This window comes from Rathayibacter sp. AY1A4 (assembly GCF_002930955.1).
In the GTDB taxonomy this organism is placed as follows: domain Bacteria; phylum Actinomycetota; class Actinomycetes; order Actinomycetales; family Microbacteriaceae; genus Rathayibacter.
Map to the genome: position 1 here is coordinate 201,343 of NZ_PSTN01000001.1, position 17,823 is coordinate 219,165.

Sequence of the window (17,823 nt, forward strand, 5' to 3'; positions counted from 1 at the left end):
TGACGAGAGGCGGGTGCGCTGCACAGCGAGAGCCCGCCCCCGGCGGGGACGGGCTCTCGGGGACCGGTCAGCGGTCGGTCGGCCAGTGGCGCTCGGGTGACCCCATGTAGAGCTGCTGCGGGCGGCCGATCTTGGTCTGCTTGTCGGTGTTCATCTCGCGCCAGTGGGCGATCCAGCCGGGCAGGCGGCCGATCGCGAAGAGCACGGTGAACATCCGGGTCGGGAAGCCCATCGCCTTGTAGATGACGCCCGTGTAGAAGTCGACGTTCGGGTAGAGGCGCCGCTCCTTGAAGTAGTCGTCCTCGAGAGCGAGGGCCTCGAGCTCCATCGCGATGTCGAGCAGCGGGTCCTTCACGCCGAGGGCCTGCAGGACCTCGGAGGCGCTCTCCTTGACCAGCTTCGCGCGCGGGTCGTAGTTCTTGTACACCCGGTGGCCGAAGCCCATCAGGCGCACGCCCTCCTCCTTGTTCTTCACCCGCTCGACGAACGTCGACACGCTCTCGCCCGACTCGCGGATCCGGCCGAGCATGGTGAGCACCGCCTCGTTCGCTCCGCCGTGCAGAGGGCCGAACAGGGCGTTGATGCCGGCCGAGACGGAGGCGTAGAGGTTCGCCTCGGTGGAGCCGACGAGGCGGACGGTCGACGTCGACGCGTTCTGCTCGTGGTCCTCGTGGAGGATCAGGAGGCGGTCGAGCGCCTTCGAGAGCACCGGGTCGACCTGGTACTGCTCGGCCATCGTTCCGAAGTTGAGGCGGAGGAAGTTGTCGACGAAGCTCAGCGAGTTGTCCGGGTAGAGGAACGCCTGGCCGATCGCCTTCTTGTGGGCGTACGCCGCCATCACGGGCAGCTTCGCCAGGAGGCGGATCGTGGTGAGCTCCACCGCCTCCGGATCCTTCGGGTTGGAGCTGTCCTCGTAGTACGTCGACAGGGCCGAGACTCCGGCCGAGAGCACCGACATGGGGTGCGCGCTGTGCGGGAGCGCGTCGAAGAAGCGCTTGAGGTCCTCGTGGAGGAGCGTGTGGCGGCGGATGCGCTCGTCGAAGCCCGCGAGCTCGTCGGCCGTCGGCAGCTCGCCGTAGATGAGGAGCCAGGCCACCTCGAGGTAGGTCGCGTTGGTGGCCACCTCCTCGATCGGGTAGCCGCGGTAGCGGAGGATCCCCTGGTCGCCGTCGATGTAGGTGATCTGCGACTTGGTCGCCGCCGTGTTCACGAAGCCGTAGTCGAGCGACATGAAGCCGGTCTGCTTCGACAGGGTCGAGAAGTCGATGCTCGAGGAGCCGTCGACGCTGCGCAGGACCGGGAAGTCCGCGGTGCGGTCGCCGAAGGTGAGCGTGACCTTCTCGGGGAGCTCCTGCTCCGCCGGCGCGGGAGGCGGCGTCGTGGCGCTCCCGGTCGCGGGCTCCGCGGAGCCCACCGTCGCGGTTCCGTCGCTCTGCGTGCCGGATTCGGTCACAACGCCTCCCAGGTCGTCGCGGTCGCACCCCGGAAGCGCTCGCGCGGAGCGGGCGGCGCCGGGTCTGGATCGTGGTGCAGCCGGGGCCTCGCGAGGCGCCGTCGACCGAACCACATACAGCCTATGGGCAAAGCGGGGGCACTGTGACATCGCCCAGCGCTGGGGCCAGGGCCTTGTCGGAACCCGCCAGGATCGGCCGGGTCGAGCGCCTCAGAGGCCGCCGGACAGGCGCTCGACGGCCGCGTCGATCCGCTCGTCGGAGGCCGTCAGCGAGAGGCGCACGTGCTCGGGGAAGCCCTCCCCGTAGAAGACGCCGGGGCCCGCGAGGACGCCGAGGCGGGCGAGCCGGTCGATGGACTCCCAGGCCGGGCGGCCCTCGGTCGCCCACAGGTAGAGGCCGGCCTCGCTGCGGTCGATCCGGAAGCCCGCGGACTCGAGGGCGGGCCGGAGGCGGTCGCGGCGGGAGCGGTAGCGCTCCTTCTGCGCGGCGACGTGCTCGTCGTCGGCGAGGGCGACGATCATCGCCTCCTGCAGCGGACCGGGCACGATCATGCCCGCGTGCTTGCGGACGGTCACCAGGCGCGCGATCAGGGCAGCGTCCCCGGCGACGAAGGCGGCGCGGTAGCCGGCGAGGTTCGACTGCTTGCTCAGCGAGTAGACGCCGAGGACCCCGGTGCGGTCCTCCCCCACCACGCGCGGGTCGAGGACGCTCGGGATCGGCTCGTCGGCCCAGCGGCCGTCCCAGCCGAGCTCGGCGTAGCACTCGTCCCCCGCGATCACGGCCCCCAGCTCACGGGCACGCGCGACGGCGCGCTGCAGGGCGGGCACGTTGAGCACGGCGCCATCGGGGTTGCCGGGAGAGTTGAGCCAGACCAGGCGGGTCGTCGCGGGCCATTCGGCCGGGTCGTCGGAGGCGAGCGCCTCGGCGCCGGCGATCGCCGCGCCCATCGCGTACGTCGGGTAGGCGGCGCGCGGATGCACGACCACGTCCCCCTCCCCGAGTCCGAGGAGGAAGGGCAGCCAGGCGACGAGCTCCTTGGAGCCGATCGTCGGCAGGACCTCGTCGATCCCGAGGCCCTCGACTCCGCGCCGCCGCGCGTACCAGGCGGCGATCGCCTCGCGGAGAGCGGGCGTGCCTACGGTCGTGGGGTACGCGTGCGAGTCCGTCGAGCGGGCGAGCGCGTCGCGGATCGGGGCGGGCGTCGGGTCCACCGGCGAGCCGATCGACAGGTCGACGATCCCGCCGGGGTGCTCCGCCGCCGTGCGGGCGAAGGGCGCCATCAGGTCCCAGGGGTAGTCGGGCAGCGCGCCGAGGGCCACGGGAGCGGCCTCAGTGGCTCTGCGGAGGCAGCGCCGCGATGACCGGGTGGTCCTTCGCGATCACGCCGACCTTGGCGGCTCCGCCCGGGGAGCCGATCTCGTCGAAGAACTCGACGTTGGCCTTGTAGTAGTCGGACCACTCCTCGGGGAGGTCGTCCTCGTAGTAGATCGCCTCGACGGGGCAGACCGGCTCGCAGGCACCGCAGTCGACGCACTCGTCCGGGTGGATGTAGAGCGAGCGCTCGCCTTCGTAGATGCAGTCGACCGGGCACTCGTCGATGCAGGCGCGGTCTTTGACATCGACGCACGGAAGTGCGATCACGTAGGTCACGGTGCTCCAGGTCCCTTCGAACAGTGTCTCTATCGTACGGGGGCCGACGGGGCGTCGGCGTCCGCCGGCCGCGGGGCGGCGGCGGGAGCGGCCGCCCGCAGCCGCGGCCAGGCGATCACGACGAGGGCGATGAGGGCGGGGAGGAAGGTCCAGGCCACGCCGAGGCCGTTCGCCGGGACGAGGACGGATCCGCCGGTGCTGCGCAGGGCGAGCAGCCCGATCATCCCGAGCAGGCCCATCGCGGTGCAGAACGCGACGAACCGGTCGATGAGCACGAGGCGCAGCCCGAGCAGGAGCAGCAGCACGCCGGCGAGGGAGGCGGCGAGGCCGACCGGGAGGACGACACCGCCGACCGACACGGTGCTCTGATGGGCGACGGTCGTGATCGCTCCGACCACCGCGCCGACCAGGACTCCGGCGACGCCCGAGAGCACGCGCGATCCCAGCGTCGGACGCTCCTCCGGCAGCGGCGCCGGACGCCCCGCCTGCGCGACCGGGCGGAAGCGCTCGATGCGGCCGATGGGGAACGGCGGACCGCTCGAGAGCCGGGCCTCGTCGCCCTCGACCACCAGCTGCGTCGCGTGCGCCTCGAGGGCCGCGCGCTTGCGGGCGTGGTCCTCGGCGGACAGCTCGATCACGACGTCCCCGGGGAGGGGCGGGGCCGCGTCGGGGAGGACGGCGAGGAAGCGCAGGCCCAGCAGCTCGGCGGCGCGCTCGGCGACCCGGGCGGTGCGGACGTGGTCCGGGTGGCCGTAGCCGCCGCCCGCGTCGTAGGACAGCACGACGCCCGCATCGACCTGCCGCAGGACAGCGACGAGATCGGCCACCTCCTCGTCCTCGGGCGCGGCGGTGAAGGACGCGGGATGCACCGGCTCGAGCGGCACCGGGACGCGGCCGGGCCCCCACTGCATGCCGGAGTCCCGGTAGACGCGCGGAGCGAGGCCGGGTGCGCGGGCGCCGGCCTCGCCGAGGAAGCGGTGGTCGGCGACGCCGAGGGCCGTCAGGGCGACGACGAGCTCGGTCGTCCGGTGCGCGGCCAGCTCGGCCGAGCCCTCGAGCGGAGCGAGGTCCTCGGGGATGACCTCGCCGCACTCGCCCCGCGTGGCGGTGACGACGGTGACGGAGGCGCCCTGCGCCACCAGCCGCGCCAGGGTCCCGCCCATGGTGATCGTCTCGTCGTCGGGGTGGGCGTGCACCGCCACCACCCGCTCCGCTGCTGCGTCCCGGCCCGCGTCCACTCTCCGCCTCTCGTCCTGCGCGGCCTCCGCTGCGGGCGCTTCTGGACAGCGACCGGGCAGCGGACTACAGTCGACCCGGGTTAGGCAAGGCTTACCGAACAACGGAGCCCCGCCGACCGGATCGACTCGGGGCGGGAGTCGCCCCCTCCTCGTCCACCATCGACCAAGAGAACACGCGTGCTCGCAAACTACCTCATCGGCCTCCGCGAAGGCCTCGAAGCCGGCCTCGTGGTCGGCATCCTCGTGGCCTACCTGACCAAGCTCGGCCGGCGCGACGTGCTGCCGCGGCTCTGGACCGGCATCGCCGCCGCGATCGCGATCTCGCTCGTCACCGGTGCGATCCTCACCTGGGGCCCCTCGACCCTGTCGTTCCAGGCTCAGGAGCTCATCGGCGGCGGCCTCTCGATCCTCGCGGTCGGCCTGGTCACCTGGATGATCTTCTGGATGGGCGCGAACGCCCGCAGCCTCAAGGGCGACCTCGAGTCCCGGCTCGACGGCGCCGTCGCGGGTTCGGCCCTCGGCATCGTGGTCCTCGGCTTCATCAGCGTCGGCCGCGAGGGCATCGAGACGGCGCTCTTCGTCTGGGCGAGCGTGTCCTCGAGCAGTGCGGGGTCGGGATCCAGCGCGTGGGTCGGCACGGTCGGCGCGCTGCTGGGCATCCTCAGCTCGGTCGTCATCGCGTACCTGATCTTCCGGGGCTTCGTCCGGATCGACCTCGGGCGCTTCTTCACCTGGACGGGCGGCTTCCTCATCCTCGTCGCGGCCGGCGTCCTCTCCTACGGCGTCGGCGACCTGCAGGAGGCGTCGCTCCTGCCCGGCTGGGGCACCCCGCTGTTCTCGCTCGGCCCGATCCTCCCGCCGCCCGTGACCGCGGTGGTCGGCGGCCTCTTCAACTACACGCCCGAGCCGACCGCTCTGCAGTTCGCCGCCTGGCTGCTCTACCTCGTCGTCGTCGGTGCCCTGTTCGTCCGCCAGGTCCGCCTGCGCGGCCCGCGACGGGGCAGCGCGGCCCCGGTCGCCGCTCCCGCTCCCACCTCCGTCTGACCCGCTCCGGCACCGCCGGCGCACTCGCCCCGATCCAGGAGAAGCATGTCCTCGCGCGCTCGTCCCACCCTCCCCCGCGTCACCCTCGGCCTCGCCGGAGCCGGCGCCCTGGCGCTGATCCTCACGGGCTGCGTGCCGAACACCCCCGCGTCCTCCTCCTCCGCCGCGCTCGACGTCGCGATCAGGGACGACGCCTGCGAGGTGTCGACGGCGACCGCCGAGGCGGGAGCGGTGACGTTCTCACTGACCAACGGCGGCTCGGACGTCAACGAGTTCGAGATCCTGGCCGAGGACAAGCTGCGGATCGTGGGCGAGAAGGAGAACGTGACCCCGGGTCAGAGCGTCTCCTACGTCGCTCAGCTCGAGCCGGGCACCTACTACACCGCCTGCAAGTTCCAGCAGGTCGGCGCCCCGGTCGGGCTGAGCGAGTTCACCGTGACCGGTGAGGCCACCGCGCAGTCGGCGGACGAGAAGGCGGCGACGGAGGCGGCGGTCACCAACTACGTGGCGTACGTGAAGTCGCAGGTGGGCGAGCTGCTCCCCGCGGTCGCCGAGTTCGCGCAGGCCTACGAGGCAGGCGACGACGAGAAGGCGCGCGGCCTCTTCGCGTCGACCCGCGTCTTCTACGAACGGATCGAGCCGACCGCGGAGGCGTTCGGCGACCTCGACCCGCGCATCGACTACCGCGAGGTCGACGCCGTCGCCGAGGGCCTGGACTGGACCGGCTTCCACCGCATCGAGAAGGACCTGTGGGCCCCCGCGGAGGGTGCCCTCAACTCCGACGGCACGAGCGCGCTCCTCGACTGGGCGCCCTCCACCCCCGAGCAGCGCGCCCAGTTCGGCCAGGGCCTCGTCGACGACGTGCAGAGCCTGGCCGACCTCGTGAACGCGTCCGGCTTCACCGTCTCGGTGGGCGACATCTCGAACGGCGCCATCGGCCTGCTCGACGAGGTCGCGGCCGGCAAGATCACGGGCGAGGAGGACTGGTGGTCGAGCACTGACCTCACCGACTTCGCCGCGAACGTCCAGGGCGCGGAGGTGGCGTTCGGCAACGTCGAGCCGATCGCGACCGCCAGCGGCGACGAGGGCGCCGACCTCACCGGACGGATCACGCAGCGGTTCTCCGAGCTCGACGCTCTGCTCGCGCAGTACGGCTCGATCGACTCCGGCTTCGCCGCGTACTCCACTCTCACCGCGGAGCAGAAGAAGGAGCTCTCGGACGCGGTCAACGCTCTCTCCGAGCCGCTCTCGCAGCTGACCCACACGGTGCTGGGCGTCGAGGAGCCGACCGCATAGTGGACGCCGAGCAGCACGAGGGAGCCCGGCCGACGGAGTCCGAGCAGCCCGCCGACGAACCCCGCCGCCTCTCGCGGCGCGGGCTGCTCGGCCTCGTCTCGGCGGGGACGGCCGGGCTGGCCGCCGGAGTGGGCGGCACGGTGGCCGTCACATCGTCCGCGAGCGCGACAGCCTCCTCCGCCCCGCGCACCGTGCCGTTCTTCGGCGCGAACCAGGCGGGCATCACCACCGCCGCGCAGGACCGGCTGCACTTCGCCGCGTTCGACCTCGCCGCGGGCACCACGCGCGAGGACCTCGTCGAGCTCCTGAAGGACTGGACGCTCGCCGCCTCCCGGATGACCCAGGGCCTCGAGGTCGGCGAGAACGGCGCGGTGGACGGGCCGGACACGGCTCCCCCGGAGGACACCGGGGAGGCGCTCGGGCTCGACGCCGCGTCCCTCACCGTCACGGTCGGCTTCGGACCGACCCTCTTCACGGACGAGTCCGGCGCCGACCGCTTCGGCCTCGCCGACCGCCGGCCTCCTGAGCTGCAGGCCCTGCCCCGCTTCCGCGGCGACGCGCTCGTCCCGTCGGCCGGCGGCGGCGACCTCTGCATCCAGGCCTGCGCCGACGATCCGCAGGTCGCCGTGCACGCCATCCGCAACCTGAGCCGGATCGCGTTCGGCCGGGCCTCGCTCCGCTGGTCGCAGCTCGGCTTCGGCCGCACCTCCTCGACGTCCACCGCCCAGGCGACTCCGCGCAACCTGTTCGGCTTCAAGGACGGCACGGCGAACGTGAAGTCCGAGGAGGCCGACGCCGTCCAGGAGCACGTCTGGGTCCCGTCCTCCGACGGCCCCGCGTGGATGGTCGGCGGCAGCTACCTGGTCGCGCGGAAGATCCGGATGATCATCGAGACGTGGGACCGCAGCCAGCTGGGCGAGCAGGAGCGGGTCATCGGCCGCAGCAAGGGGTCCGGAGCGCCGCTCTCGGGCGGCACGGAGTCCACCGAGCCGGACTTCGCAGCGGCCGGCGCCACCGGTGCCCCGCTGATCGATCAGGAGTCGCACGTGCGCCTCGCGCATCCGAGCGTGAACAACGGGGTGCGGCTCCTGCGCCGCGGCTACAACTTCGTCGACGGCAACGACGAGCTCGGACGCCTGAACGCGGGGCTGTTCTTCCTCTCGTTCCAGCGCTCCCCGGAGCAGTTCGTCACCGTGCAGCGGAACCTCGCGACGGACGCGCTGAACGAGTACGTGAAGCACGTCGGCTCGGCCGTGTTCGCGGTGCCGCCCGGTGCCCGCGACGAGACCGACTTCCTCGGCTCCGGCCTCTTCGCCTGATCCCTGAGAGGACCCGCACTCCGTCTCAGGATCCGGCGGGCGCACTCCACGGCGCGCCGAAGCCTGCGCCCGTAGCGTCGTCGGCGATGTCCGGGAACAGTGCGAGAAGCGGCCTGACCAAGCGCGAGCGCCAGGAGCTCGCCCGAGCGCAGGCGCGGGAGCGCCGCGAAGCGGAGAGGCGCCGGCGGCGCCGGAACCGGCTGCTCGGGCAGGGCGGAGCGGTCGTCGGGCTCCTCGCGGTCGTGGCCCTGGTCTGCTGGAACGTCTGGTCGCAGCAGGAGGTCGCGAGCGCCGGCCCGGCGAACATGCTCAGCGACGGCATCGTCCTCGCGGGCGACGGCTCGGCCGTGACGGCGACGACGAGTGCGGCTATCGCTCCGGGAACCTCCCCCGTCCCGACCGATGAGAGCGCCACGCGGGCGGGCGGAGTCGTCGCCGTCGACCTCTACGTCGACTACCTCTGCCCGTACTGCGGGCAGTTCGAGAAGGCGAACGCCGAGCAGCTGCAGTCGTGGCTGACGAAGGGGGCGATCACGCTCGAGATCCACCCGGTGGCGATCCTCGACTCCTCCTCGGCCGGCTCCGAGTACTCCAGCCGGGCCGCGAACGCCGCGGCGTGCGTCGCCGACGAGGATCCGGACCGCTTCCTCGCCGTGAACGCGGCGCTCTTCGCGCAGCAGCCGGCGGAGGGGACGACGGGCCTCGACGACGACGCTCTGCGGGCGCTGGTGACCGGAGCGGGCGTCACCGACGACGACGTCCTCGCCTGCATGACCGGGGGCGAGTTCCGGCCCTGGGTGAAGGCCGCGACCGAGCGGGCCACCTCGCTCCCCCTCGCGAACTCCTCGCTGCCGAAGCTCGAGTCGACGCCCACCGTGCTGGTGAACGGCGAGCAGTACACGGGGAAGCCGGACGACGCGGCGGCGTTCGTCTCCTTCGTCACCTCGACGCTCGAGGCGGAGTCCGCGACCCCCTCTCCCTCTCCGAGTCCGGCGGGCTGATCCGGACCGCGAGGGACGGGACCGGCGCTGCACGCTGCAGCACCGGGGCGGAGACGACGAGACCGGCCGGAGCATCGCTCCGGCCGGTCTCGTCGTGGGCGGGCGCCGAGGCGCCCGGGGCTCAGCCCTGCTTCTTGAGGCGGCTCGTCATGCGCGCGCGGGCGTTCGCATCGAGCTCCACCTTGCGGATGCGGACGACCTCGGGGGTGACCTCGACGCACTCGTCCTCGCGGGCGAACTCGAGGCACTCCTCGAGCGTCAGCTGACGCGACGGCGTCATCGACTCGAAGGTGTCGGAGGTGGACTGACGCATGTTGGTCAGCTTCTTCTCCTTGGTGATGTTGACGTCCATGTCGTCGTTGCGCGAGTTCTCGCCGATCACCATGCCCTCGTAGACCTCCTCGGTGGGGTTCACAAAGAAGGTCATCCGCTCCTGGAGCGCGATGATGGCGAACGGGGTCACGACGCCGTTGCGGTCCGCGACGATCGACCCGTTGTTGCGGGTGACGATCGCGCCGGCCCACGGCTCGTAGCCGTGCAGGATCGCGTTCGCGATGCCGGTGCCGCGGGTGGTGGTGAGGAACTCGGTGCGGAAGCCGATCAGGCCGCGCGACGGGACGATGAACTCCATGCGGACCCAGCCGGTGCCGTGGTTCGACATGCCGTCCATGCGGCCCTTGCGGGCGGCGAGGAGCTGCGTGATCGCGCCGAGGTACTCCTCCGGGGCGTCGATCGTCAGGTGCTCGAAGGGCTCGTGCGTCTTGCCGTCGACCTGGCGGGTGACCACCTGGGGCTTGCCGACGGTCAGCTCGTAGCCCTCGCGGCGCATCTGCTCGACGAGGATGGCCAGCGCGAGCTCGCCGCGGCCCTGGACCTCCCACGAGTCGGGGCGTCCGATGTCGACGATCTTGAGCGACACGTTTCCGATGAGCTCGCGGTCGAGGCGGTCCTTGACCATGCGCGCCGTGAGCTTGTGGCCCTTGACCTTGCCGACGAGCGGCGAGGTGTTGGTGCCGATCGTCATCGAGATCGCCGGGTCGTCGACCGTGATGGCCGGCAGCGGGCGGATGTCCTCGGGGTCGGCGATGGTCTCGCCGATGGTGATCTCGGGGAAGCCCGCGATCGCGACGATGTCGCCGGGGCCCGCGGACTCGGCCGGGTAGCGGTCGAGCGCCTTGGTGATCAGCAGCTCGGTGATGCGCGCGTTGGTGTGGGTGCCGTCGTGGTGGACCCAGGCGACCGTCTGCCCCTTCTTGATCGTGCCGTTGAAGACGCGGAGGAGGGCGAGGCGGCCGAGGAACGGCGACGCGTCGAGGTTGGTGACGTGGGCCTGGAGGGGCGCGTCGTCGTCGTAGGTCGGCGCGGGGATGTGCTTGAGGATCGCCTCGAACAGCGGCTCCAGGTCCTCGGCGTCCGGCAGCGTGCCGTCCTCGGGCTTGTTCGCCGAGGCGCGGCCGGCCTTGCCGGAGGCGTAGACCACGGGGACGTCGAGGATCGCGTCGAGGTCGAGGTCCGGCACGTCGTCGGCCATGTCCGAGGCGAGGCCGAGGAGCAGGTCCTGGCTCTCGGCGACGACCTCGTCGATGCGCGCGTCGGGGCGGTCGGTCTTGTTGACCAGGAGGATGACGGGGAGCTTCGCCTCGAGCGCCTTGCGCAGCACGAAGCGGGTCTGGGGCAGCGGGCCCTCGGACGCGTCGACGAGGAGGCAGACGCCGTCGACCATCGACAGGCCGCGCTCGACCTCGCCGCCGAAGTCGGCGTGGCCCGGGGTGTCGATGACGTTGATGGTGATGGGACCGTCGCTCGCGTGCTTGCCGCTGTACGAGACAGCGGTGTTCTTCGCGAGGATCGTGATGCCCTTCTCGCGCTCGAGCTCGTTGGAGTCCATCGCGCGCTCGTCCACGTGGGCGTGCGCGTCGAAGGAGTTCGTCTGCTTGAGCATGGCGTCGACCAGCGTGGTCTTGCCATGGTCGACGTGGGCGACGATCGCGACGTTGCGCAGGTCGGAGCGGGTGGCACTTGCCATGGATACGGACTCGTCTCGTGTTCTCGTGCAAAAGGGGGACCATCCATCGTACCGCAGCGAGGCGTCCGCACGGCGAAGGGCCCCGGATCCCCGCTCCGGAGGGCTCCGAGGAGCGCTCCAGGCGGGGCCGGGGCCCAGGTGACGGTCGGTCAGACCGCGAACTCGATGCCGGCGCCCGGGATGGCGTCGAGCAGCTCGCGGGTGTACTCCTGCTGCGGCGAGTCGAACACGGTGTCCGTCGGGGCGTGCTCGACGATCCTGCCCTTCTGCATCACGCAGACGTCGTCGGCGATCACGCGGACCACCGCCAGGTCGTGCGTGATGAACAGGTAGGTCAGCCCGAGCTCGGCCTGCAGGTCGGCGAGGAGGCGGAGGATCTGCGCCTGGACGAGGACGTCCAGAGCCGACACGGCCTCGTCGAGCACCACGATCTCCGGCTTCAGCGCGAGCGCGCGGGCGATCGCCACGCGCTGGCGCTGGCCGCCGGAGAGCTCGTTCGGGTACCGGCTCGCGATCACGCGCGGGAGGGACACCTGGTCGAGCAGCTCGAGGACGCGCTCGCGCTGCGACGTCCGGTCGCCGACCTTGTGCACCCGCAGCGGCTCCGAGATGGTGTTGCCGATGTTGTGCAGCGGGTCGAGCGAGCCGTACGGGTCCTGGAACACCGGCTGCATGGAGCGCCGGAGCGCCAGCATGTCGCGGCCCTTGAGCTTCTCGGTCCGTCGGCCGGCGATCGAGATCGCTCCGGACGTCGCCGTCTCGAGGCCCAGAACCAGGCGGGCGATGGTCGACTTGCCCGATCCGGACTCGCCCACGAGCGCCGTCGTGGTGCCCTTCGGGATCGAGAACGACACGTTGTCGACGGCCGTGAAGTCCTCGGCCTTCAGGCCGCCGCGGCGGATCTTGAAGACCTTGGTGAGGCCGTCGACCTCGATCATCGGGGCGCCCGAGGCGACCGCGCCGGCGTGGTGCGCGGCGCCCGCGCCGACCAGGTCGACCTCGCGGACGGCCTCCGGCTCGCCGGGGACCGACTCCACGGCCCGGCCGGCCGTCGACTGGATGCGGCGCGACGCGAGGCTGGGCGCCGCCGCGATCAGGCGCTGCGTGTAGGGGTGCTGCGGGTTCTGCAGCACCTCCACCGAGGCGCCGGACTCGACGATGCGGCCCTTGTACATGACGATGAGCTTCTCGGCGCGCTCGGCGGCGAGGCCCAGGTCGTGCGTGATGAAGAGCAGCGCGGTGCCGTCGGTCTTCGTCAGCGTCTCGAGGTGGTCGAGGATCCGGCGCTGGACCGTGACGTCGAGCGCCGAGGTGGGCTCGTCTGCGATCAGCAGCTGGGGAGCCGCGGCCAGGCCGATGCCGATCAGCACGCGCTGGCGCATGCCGCCCGAGAACTGGTGCGGGAACTGCTTGAGGCGCTTCTCCGCGTCGGCGAGGCCCGCGTTCTGCAGGACCTCGATCGCCTTGGCGCGCACCTCCTTGCGACCGGTCGCGAGGCCGTTGGCCTTGATGGTCTCCTCGACCTGGAATCCGACCGACCACACGGGGTTCAGGTTCGACATCGGGTCCTGCGGGACGTAGCCGATCCGGCGGCCGCGGATGTCCTCGAGCTCGGTCCTCGTCGCCTTCGCGAGGTCCTTGCCGTCGAACAGCACGGAGCCGGCGGTGACCTGGCCGGTGCCGGGGAGCAGGCCGATGATCGCGGCGGCGGTCGTCGACTTGCCGGAGCCCGACTCCCCCACGATCGCGACGGTCTGGCCGTGCTCGATCGTGAGGCTCACGCCGCGGAGGGCGGGGACCAGTCCGCTGCCGGTCTGGAAGCCGACCTCGAGGTCGGTGACCTCGAGCAGCGGCCCCTGCGGTGCGTTCGGTGTCGTGGCGGTCATCGGAGGGCCCTCGCCTTCGGGTCGAGCGCGTCGCGGAGCGACTCGCCGAGGAGGATGAAGCTCAGCACCGTGACCGTCAGGGCGATCGACGGGTAGATCAGCGTCTGCGGGTTGGTGCGCAGATCGCGCTGGGCCTGGCTGATGTCGTTGCCCCAGGACATGACCGAGCCGGGCAGGCCGACGCCGAGGAACGACAGCGTCGCCTCCGCGGTGATGGCCGCGCCGAGCGAGATCGTCGTGACGACGATGACGGGGGCGATCGAGTTCGGCAGCACGTGCCGGAACAGGATCGCCATGCGCGAGAGGCCGGTCGCGGTGGCGGCGCCGACGAAGTCGGCCTGCTTCACGCGGAGGACCTCGGAGCGCAGGACGCGCGCCGTCGTCGGCCAGGCGAACGCGCCGATCGCCAGGGCGATGACGAACACGTTCCGGTAGGCCGAGAAGACGGACATGATGACGACCGCGGCGAGGATGTAGGGGATCGAGAAGAAGATGTCGCCGAGGCGCATGATCACGGTGTCGACCCAGCCGCCGAAGAAGCCTGCCAGCGCGCCGCCGATGACGCCGGAGACCGTCGTGATCACGATCACGATGAGGCCGACGGTCAGCGACGTGGACGTGCCGTGGATGATCCGCGAGAAGACGTCGCAGCCCTGCTTGGTGTAGCCGAGCAGGCTGCCGTCGCCGGGGCCCTGGTTGCTGAACGAGAGCGCGCACTGGCGGGGGTCCACCGAGGTGAACAGGCCCGGGAACAGCGCGACGGCGATGATGACGAGGATCAGGACGCCCGAGATCCAGAACATGGGCCGCTTGCGCAGGTCGCGCCACGCGTCGGTCCAGAGGTTGCTGGGCTTCTCGTCGAGGCTGACGGCGTCGACCGACGCGATCGGCGTCTCCTCGAGCGGGGCCACGAAGTGGTCGATGCGGCGGGCCTTCTGCGCGCCGCCGGTGGACTCATTTGGCATAGCGGATCCTCGGGTCGAGTACGGCGTAGAGCAGGTCGACGAGGATGTTCACCACGAGGTAGAACAGCACCATGACCGTGACGAAGGAGACGACGGTCGGCCGCTCACCTCGGATGATCGCCTGATAGAGCGTGTTCCCGACTCCGGGAACGTTGAAGATGCCCTCGGTCACGGTCGCGCCGACGATCAGGAGGCCGAAGTCGGCTCCGAACTGCGTCGTGACCGGGATGAGCGAGTTGCGCAGGACGTGCACGGGGATGACGCGGCGTCGCGAGAGCCCCTTGCTGTACGCGGTGCGGACGAAGTCCGAGCCGGCCGTCTCGATGACCGAGCCGCGCGTGAGGCGGATGGCCGACGCGACCACGAACAGGGCGAGCACGATCGCGGGCAGCAGCAGCCTCTGGAACGACGCGTCGGCTCCGACGGTCGGAGGGAACCATCCCAGCTGGATCGCGAAGAAGGACTGCGCGATGAAGCAGAGCACGAAGATCGGCACCGACACGAGCAGGAGGCTGACGACCAGCGCGCTCGCGTCGAAGAAGCTGCCCTTGCGCAGACCGCTGATGAGGCCGATGGTCAGCGCGACGACGATCTCGATGACGATCGCCATCATGGCGAGCGTCAGGGTGACCGGGAAGGTGCGGGCGAGGATCTCGTTGACGGACTGGCCGGAGAACGAGATGCCGAAGTCGCCGCGGACGACGCCTCCCAGGTAGTACAGGTACTGGACGAAGAAGGGCTCGTTCAGGTGGTACTGCTCCTCGAGGCGGGCGAGGAGTGCGGGGCTCGGCGTCTTGTCGCCGAAGAGCGACAGGAGCGGGTTCCCCGGCATGGAGAAGACCATGAAGTAGATGAGGAACGTGGTGCCGATGAGCACGGGGACGGCTTGCAGGATGCGTCGGACGATGTAGGCGAGCATGTCAGCCCAGCCGGTTCCGGAGTCGCATGGATGGGGACCTCATTCGATTGTGACCGAAACAGGGCGCTCCGCCCGTGCCGTGACCTGGTGGCCGACGGCACGGGCGAAGCGCCCCAGTGGTTCGAGCTTAGTTCTTGGTGATCTCGTAGTAGAGCGGCACCGAGTTCCAGCCGAACTCGACGTTCGACACGCCCTCGCCGTAGCCGCCGGTCACGTTCGCGTACCACAGGGGCAGCGACGGGAGGTCCTTCAGGAGGATCTCCTGGGCCTGCTGGAACGTCTTGTTCGCAGCGTCGGCGTCGGCGTCCGACAGGCCCTGCTGGAGCAGGGTGTCGAACTCGGGGTTCGAGTAGTCGCCGTCGTTGGACGAGGCGCCGGTCACGTAGAGCGGTCCGAGGAAGTTGTAGAGGCTCGGGTAGTCGGCCTGCCATCCGGTCCGGAACGCGGTCTCGATCGAGCGGTCGACGATCTTGGTGCGCGCCTCGGCGAAGGTCGGGTACGCGTCGCCCTCGGCGTCGATGCCCAGCGTGTTCTTGATCGAGTTGGTCACCGCGTCGACCCAGCCCTGGTGGCCGCCGTCGGCGTTGTAGGCGATCTTGAAGGTGCCGTCCCAGGGGCTGATCGCGTCGGCCTGAGCCCACAGCGCCTTGGCCTCGTCGGGGTTGTACTCGAGCACGTCGGCGCCGGAGAGGGCGTCGCTGTAGCCGTCGATCACCGGGGAGGTGAAGTCGGAGGCCGGGGTGCGGGTGCCCTCGAAGATCACGTCGGTGATCTCCTTGCGGTCGAAGGACATCGAGATCGCCTGGCGGCGGAGCTGGCCCTCCTCGCCGTCGAAGTGCGGGAGACGGCCCGGGATGGTGAAGGACTGGAACACGGCCGAGGGCTGGTTCACGGCGCGGTCGCCGAGGTCGCTCTCGAAGGTGCCGAAGGCGGAGTCCGGGATCTGGTCGATCACGTCGACGTTGCCGCCGAGGAGGTCGGCGTAAGAGGCGTCCTGGGTGGCGTAGAAGACGATCTTCAGGCCGCCGTTCTGGGCCTCGCGGGGGCCGGTGTACTCGTCGTTCTTGACGAGCTCGATCTGGACGTCGTGCTGCCACGCGTCGTCGCCGTCGAGCTTGTACGGGCCGTTGCCGATCGGGTTCTCACCGAAGGCGGCCATGTCGTCGAACGCGGCGGCGGGCAGCGGGTAGTACGCCGAGTAGCCGAGGCTGATCGGGAAGTCCGACTGCGGGGACTTGAGCGCGACGGTGAAGGTGGTGTCGTCCACGGCCTTGAGGCCGGTGAGCTCGCTGTCCTCGGTGTCGCTGAAGCCCTCGAAGTTCGAGAAGAACGACGCGCTGAGCTGGTTGTTCGACAGCTTGGCGCCGTAGTTCCAGGCGTCGATGAACGAGCTGGAGGTGACCGGGTCGCCGTTCGTGAAGGTCAGGCCCGACTTGATTGTGATCGTGTAGTTCTGCGCGTCGTCCGACTCGATGGACTCGGCGACGTCGTTCTCGGGGGCGCCCTTGGCGTCGTAGTAGACCAGGCCCGCGAAGATCTCGTCGAGGATCTTGCCGCCGCCCACCTCGTTGGTGTTCGTCGGGATCAGCGGGTTCTGCGGCTCGGAGCCGTTGGTGGAGATGATCGCGGCGGCGTCGCCTCCCGATGCACCTCCGCCCGAGTCGTTCGAGCTGCTGCAGCCGGCCAGGACCAGCGTGCTCGCGGCGACGAGCGCCAGAGCCCCGAATCCGTAACGTCTGATGTTCACTATTCCTCCAGTGATGTGGGGGCGCGCGAGAAGTGGTTTCCCTGACGCGTGGAGTGCCGTGCGCGTGGCGACGGCGGCGGCGCACGAGACTGGTGGCCGTCGCGCGGATGCCTTCAACGAGACTATGTATTCGCCCGCTATCTGCACAAAAGCATGTGGCAACCGTTACACAGCGGTAACCGGGAGGTGGAATCCTTGCGCTGTTCTGCATGAAACGTGCGTGCCGGGCGGCCGCCGCGCAACACATCGACTTCAGAGGAGACGCACGGAGTGTCCACCGACCCGTCAGGATCCGCGCCCGGACGCCGCCGGATCCGCATCGAGATCCTGCTGGTCCTCGGGCTCTCGGTGGGCGCCTCCGCGGTCTACTCGGTGGTCTCGATCGCCAACCGGCTCACCCGCTCGACCGCACTGGCCGACCAGACCGCGACGATCAACGGCGCCCTCAGCGACCGCCCGGGCTTCGACCTCGTCTACCAGCTGCTCGCGCTCTTCTTCGACCTGGTGCCGGTGGCCCTCTGCGCGTTCCTGCTCTGGCAGAGCTCGGGCCGTCCGCTCGGGCGCCTGGGGCTCGACCTGCGCCGGCCGTTCGCGGACCTGGGGACCGGGACCGTCCTCGCGGTGGCGATCGGCGCGCCGGGCATCGCGCTGTACGCCGTCGGACGCGCGCTGGGCATCACCGTGGCGGTGGTGGCCTCGCCGCTGGACGCGTACTGGTGGACGGTGCCGGTGCTCGTGCTCTCCGCGATCCGGGCGGGAGTGCAGGAGGAGGTCGTCGTGATCGGGTACCTCTTCGCCCGCCTGGGCGATCTGGGCTGGGGGCGGTGGCGGATCCTGGTGACCAGTGCGCTGCTCCGGGGCAGCTACCACCTGTACCAGGGCATCGGGCCCTTCATCGGGAACGTGGTCATGGGCCTGGTGTTCGGACTGTTCTACCAGCGCTTCGGCCGCACCCTGCCCCTGGTGATCGCCCACTCGATCATCGACATCGTCTCGTTCGTCGGGTACCCGCTGGCCGTCGCCCTCTGGCCCGAGCTGTTCGCGCCGCCGGCTCCGCGGACGTGACGACGGACCGATCGCATCCGAGAAGCCGCAGGACCGCGCCTCGGCTCTCCACTGCCGCGGCGTGACGCCCGCACGGTGGAGCTGCTCGCTCGTCGCGACTCCGTCGAGCCGTGCCGGCACCTCCACCACGCGTTCCCCACGGTCGGGCTCCCTCGTGCATCGGGATCGCCGTGCGCCGTTCCCCCCGGATCGGGAGGACTGCGACCCACTCCG

General features: G+C 70.7%; 14 protein-coding genes. 5 read left to right on the forward strand and 9 right to left on the reverse strand.

Annotation, left to right across the window (positions count from 1 at the left end; all coding sequences use genetic code 11):
* Positions 1 to 67: 67 nt before the first annotated feature.
* From C5B92_RS00905 to C5B92_RS00920, 4 genes are all read right to left on the reverse strand, one after another.
* Complete coding sequence (locus C5B92_RS00905; protein ID WP_258061197.1) at positions 68 to 1,453, reverse strand: citrate synthase; 1,386 nt, start codon at positions 1,451 to 1,453, stop codon at positions 68 to 70.
* Positions 1,454 to 1,663: 210 nt separating this feature from the next.
* Entirely contained in the window at positions 1,664 to 2,773 is a 1,110-nt protein-coding gene (gene dapC, locus C5B92_RS00910; protein WP_104349990.1) for a succinyldiaminopimelate transaminase, read from the reverse strand.
* Positions 2,774 to 2,783: 10 nt separating this feature from the next.
* Positions 2,784 to 3,104 carry a ferredoxin gene (fdxA, locus tag C5B92_RS00915; protein WP_104222984.1) on the reverse strand — a complete coding sequence of 107 codons (321 nt, stop codon included), beginning with the start codon at positions 3,102 to 3,104 and terminating at the stop codon, positions 2,784 to 2,786.
* A 29-nt stretch (positions 3,105 to 3,133) separates the two neighbouring features.
* Positions 3,134 to 4,342 carry a PIG-L family deacetylase gene (locus C5B92_RS00920; protein WP_146076874.1) on the reverse strand — a complete coding sequence of 403 codons (1,209 nt, stop codon included), beginning with the start codon at positions 4,340 to 4,342 and terminating at the stop codon, positions 3,134 to 3,136.
* A gap of 177 nt (positions 4,343 to 4,519) precedes the next feature.
* Here C5B92_RS00920 and efeU point away from each other — a divergent pair, with 177 nt between their 5' ends.
* The 4 genes from efeU to C5B92_RS00940 all read left to right on the forward strand — a co-directional run bounded on the left by efeU (position 4,520) and on the right by C5B92_RS00940 (position 9,002).
* Complete coding sequence (gene efeU, locus C5B92_RS00925; protein WP_104232741.1) at positions 4,520 to 5,386, forward strand: iron uptake transporter permease EfeU; 867 nt, start codon at positions 4,520 to 4,522, stop codon at positions 5,384 to 5,386.
* A gap of 45 nt (positions 5,387 to 5,431) precedes the next feature.
* On the forward strand, positions 5,432 to 6,682 hold the full coding sequence (gene efeO / locus C5B92_RS00930) for an iron uptake system protein EfeO (RefSeq protein ID WP_104249553.1): 1,251 nt from the start codon (positions 5,432 to 5,434) through the stop codon (positions 6,680 to 6,682).
* Entirely contained in the window at positions 6,682 to 8,001 is a 1,320-nt protein-coding gene (gene efeB, locus C5B92_RS00935) for an iron uptake transporter deferrochelatase/peroxidase subunit (RefSeq protein ID WP_104349991.1), read from the forward strand. The genes efeO and efeB overlap by 1 nt, the downstream gene beginning before the upstream one ends.
* 86 nt (positions 8,002 to 8,087) lie before the next feature.
* Complete coding sequence (locus C5B92_RS00940) at positions 8,088 to 9,002, forward strand: thioredoxin domain-containing protein (protein ID WP_104349992.1); 915 nt, start codon at positions 8,088 to 8,090, stop codon at positions 9,000 to 9,002.
* Positions 9,003 to 9,123: 121 nt separating this feature from the next.
* On the opposite strand, the gene typA is transcribed toward C5B92_RS00940, so the two are convergent.
* The 5 genes from typA to C5B92_RS00965 form a co-directional block, all read right to left on the reverse strand.
* A complete protein-coding gene (gene typA / locus C5B92_RS00945) occupies positions 9,124 to 11,028 on the reverse strand; it encodes a translational GTPase TypA (protein ID WP_104222978.1) in 1,905 nt (634 codons plus the stop codon).
* A 149-nt stretch (positions 11,029 to 11,177) separates the two neighbouring features.
* Entirely contained in the window at positions 11,178 to 12,914 is a 1,737-nt protein-coding gene (locus C5B92_RS00950) for an ABC transporter ATP-binding protein (RefSeq protein WP_104237546.1), read from the reverse strand.
* The gene (locus tag C5B92_RS00955; RefSeq protein ID WP_104222976.1) at positions 12,911 to 13,879 is read right to left on the reverse strand and encodes an ABC transporter permease; all 969 of its coding nucleotides are present in this window, start codon (positions 13,877 to 13,879) and stop codon (positions 12,911 to 12,913) included. The genes C5B92_RS00950 and C5B92_RS00955 overlap by 4 nt, the downstream gene beginning before the upstream one ends.
* Positions 13,869 to 14,798, reverse strand: coding sequence for an ABC transporter permease (locus tag C5B92_RS00960; protein ID WP_104222975.1), 930 nt, complete (start codon positions 14,796 to 14,798; stop codon positions 13,869 to 13,871). The genes C5B92_RS00955 and C5B92_RS00960 overlap by 11 nt, the downstream gene beginning before the upstream one ends.
* A gap of 127 nt (positions 14,799 to 14,925) precedes the next feature.
* A complete protein-coding gene (locus C5B92_RS00965; protein ID WP_104222974.1) occupies positions 14,926 to 16,545 on the reverse strand; it encodes an ABC transporter substrate-binding protein in 1,620 nt (539 codons plus the stop codon).
* 270 nt (positions 16,546 to 16,815) lie between these two features.
* Here C5B92_RS00965 and C5B92_RS00970 point away from each other — a divergent pair, with 270 nt between their 5' ends.
* Positions 16,816 to 17,610: a CPBP family intramembrane glutamic endopeptidase gene (locus C5B92_RS00970; protein WP_104349993.1), complete on the forward strand. Its 795-nt coding sequence runs from the start codon at positions 16,816 to 16,818 to the stop codon at positions 17,608 to 17,610.
* Positions 17,611 to 17,823: the final 213 nt, after the last annotated feature.

Bases quoted from the DNA above. Each gene is read 5' to 3' on its own strand.
- efeO (WP_104249553.1), top strand. From the start codon at position 5,432: ATGTCCTCGCGCGCTCGTCCCACCCTCCCCCGCGTCACCCTCGGCCTC.
- C5B92_RS00940 (WP_104349992.1), top strand. From the start codon at position 8,088: ATGTCCGGGAACAGTGCGAGAAGCGGCCTGACCAAGCGCGAGCGCCAG.
- typA (WP_104222978.1), bottom strand. From the start codon at position 11,028: ATGGCAAGTGCCACCCGCTCCGACCTGCGCAACGTCGCGATCGTCGCC.
- C5B92_RS00950 (WP_104237546.1), bottom strand. From the start codon at position 12,914: ATGACCGCCACGACACCGAACGCACCGCAGGGGCCGCTGCTCGAGGTC.
- C5B92_RS00955 (WP_104222976.1), bottom strand. From the start codon at position 13,879: ATGCCAAATGAGTCCACCGGCGGCGCGCAGAAGGCCCGCCGCATCGAC.
- C5B92_RS00960 (WP_104222975.1), bottom strand. From the start codon at position 14,798: ATGCTCGCCTACATCGTCCGACGCATCCTGCAAGCCGTCCCCGTGCTC.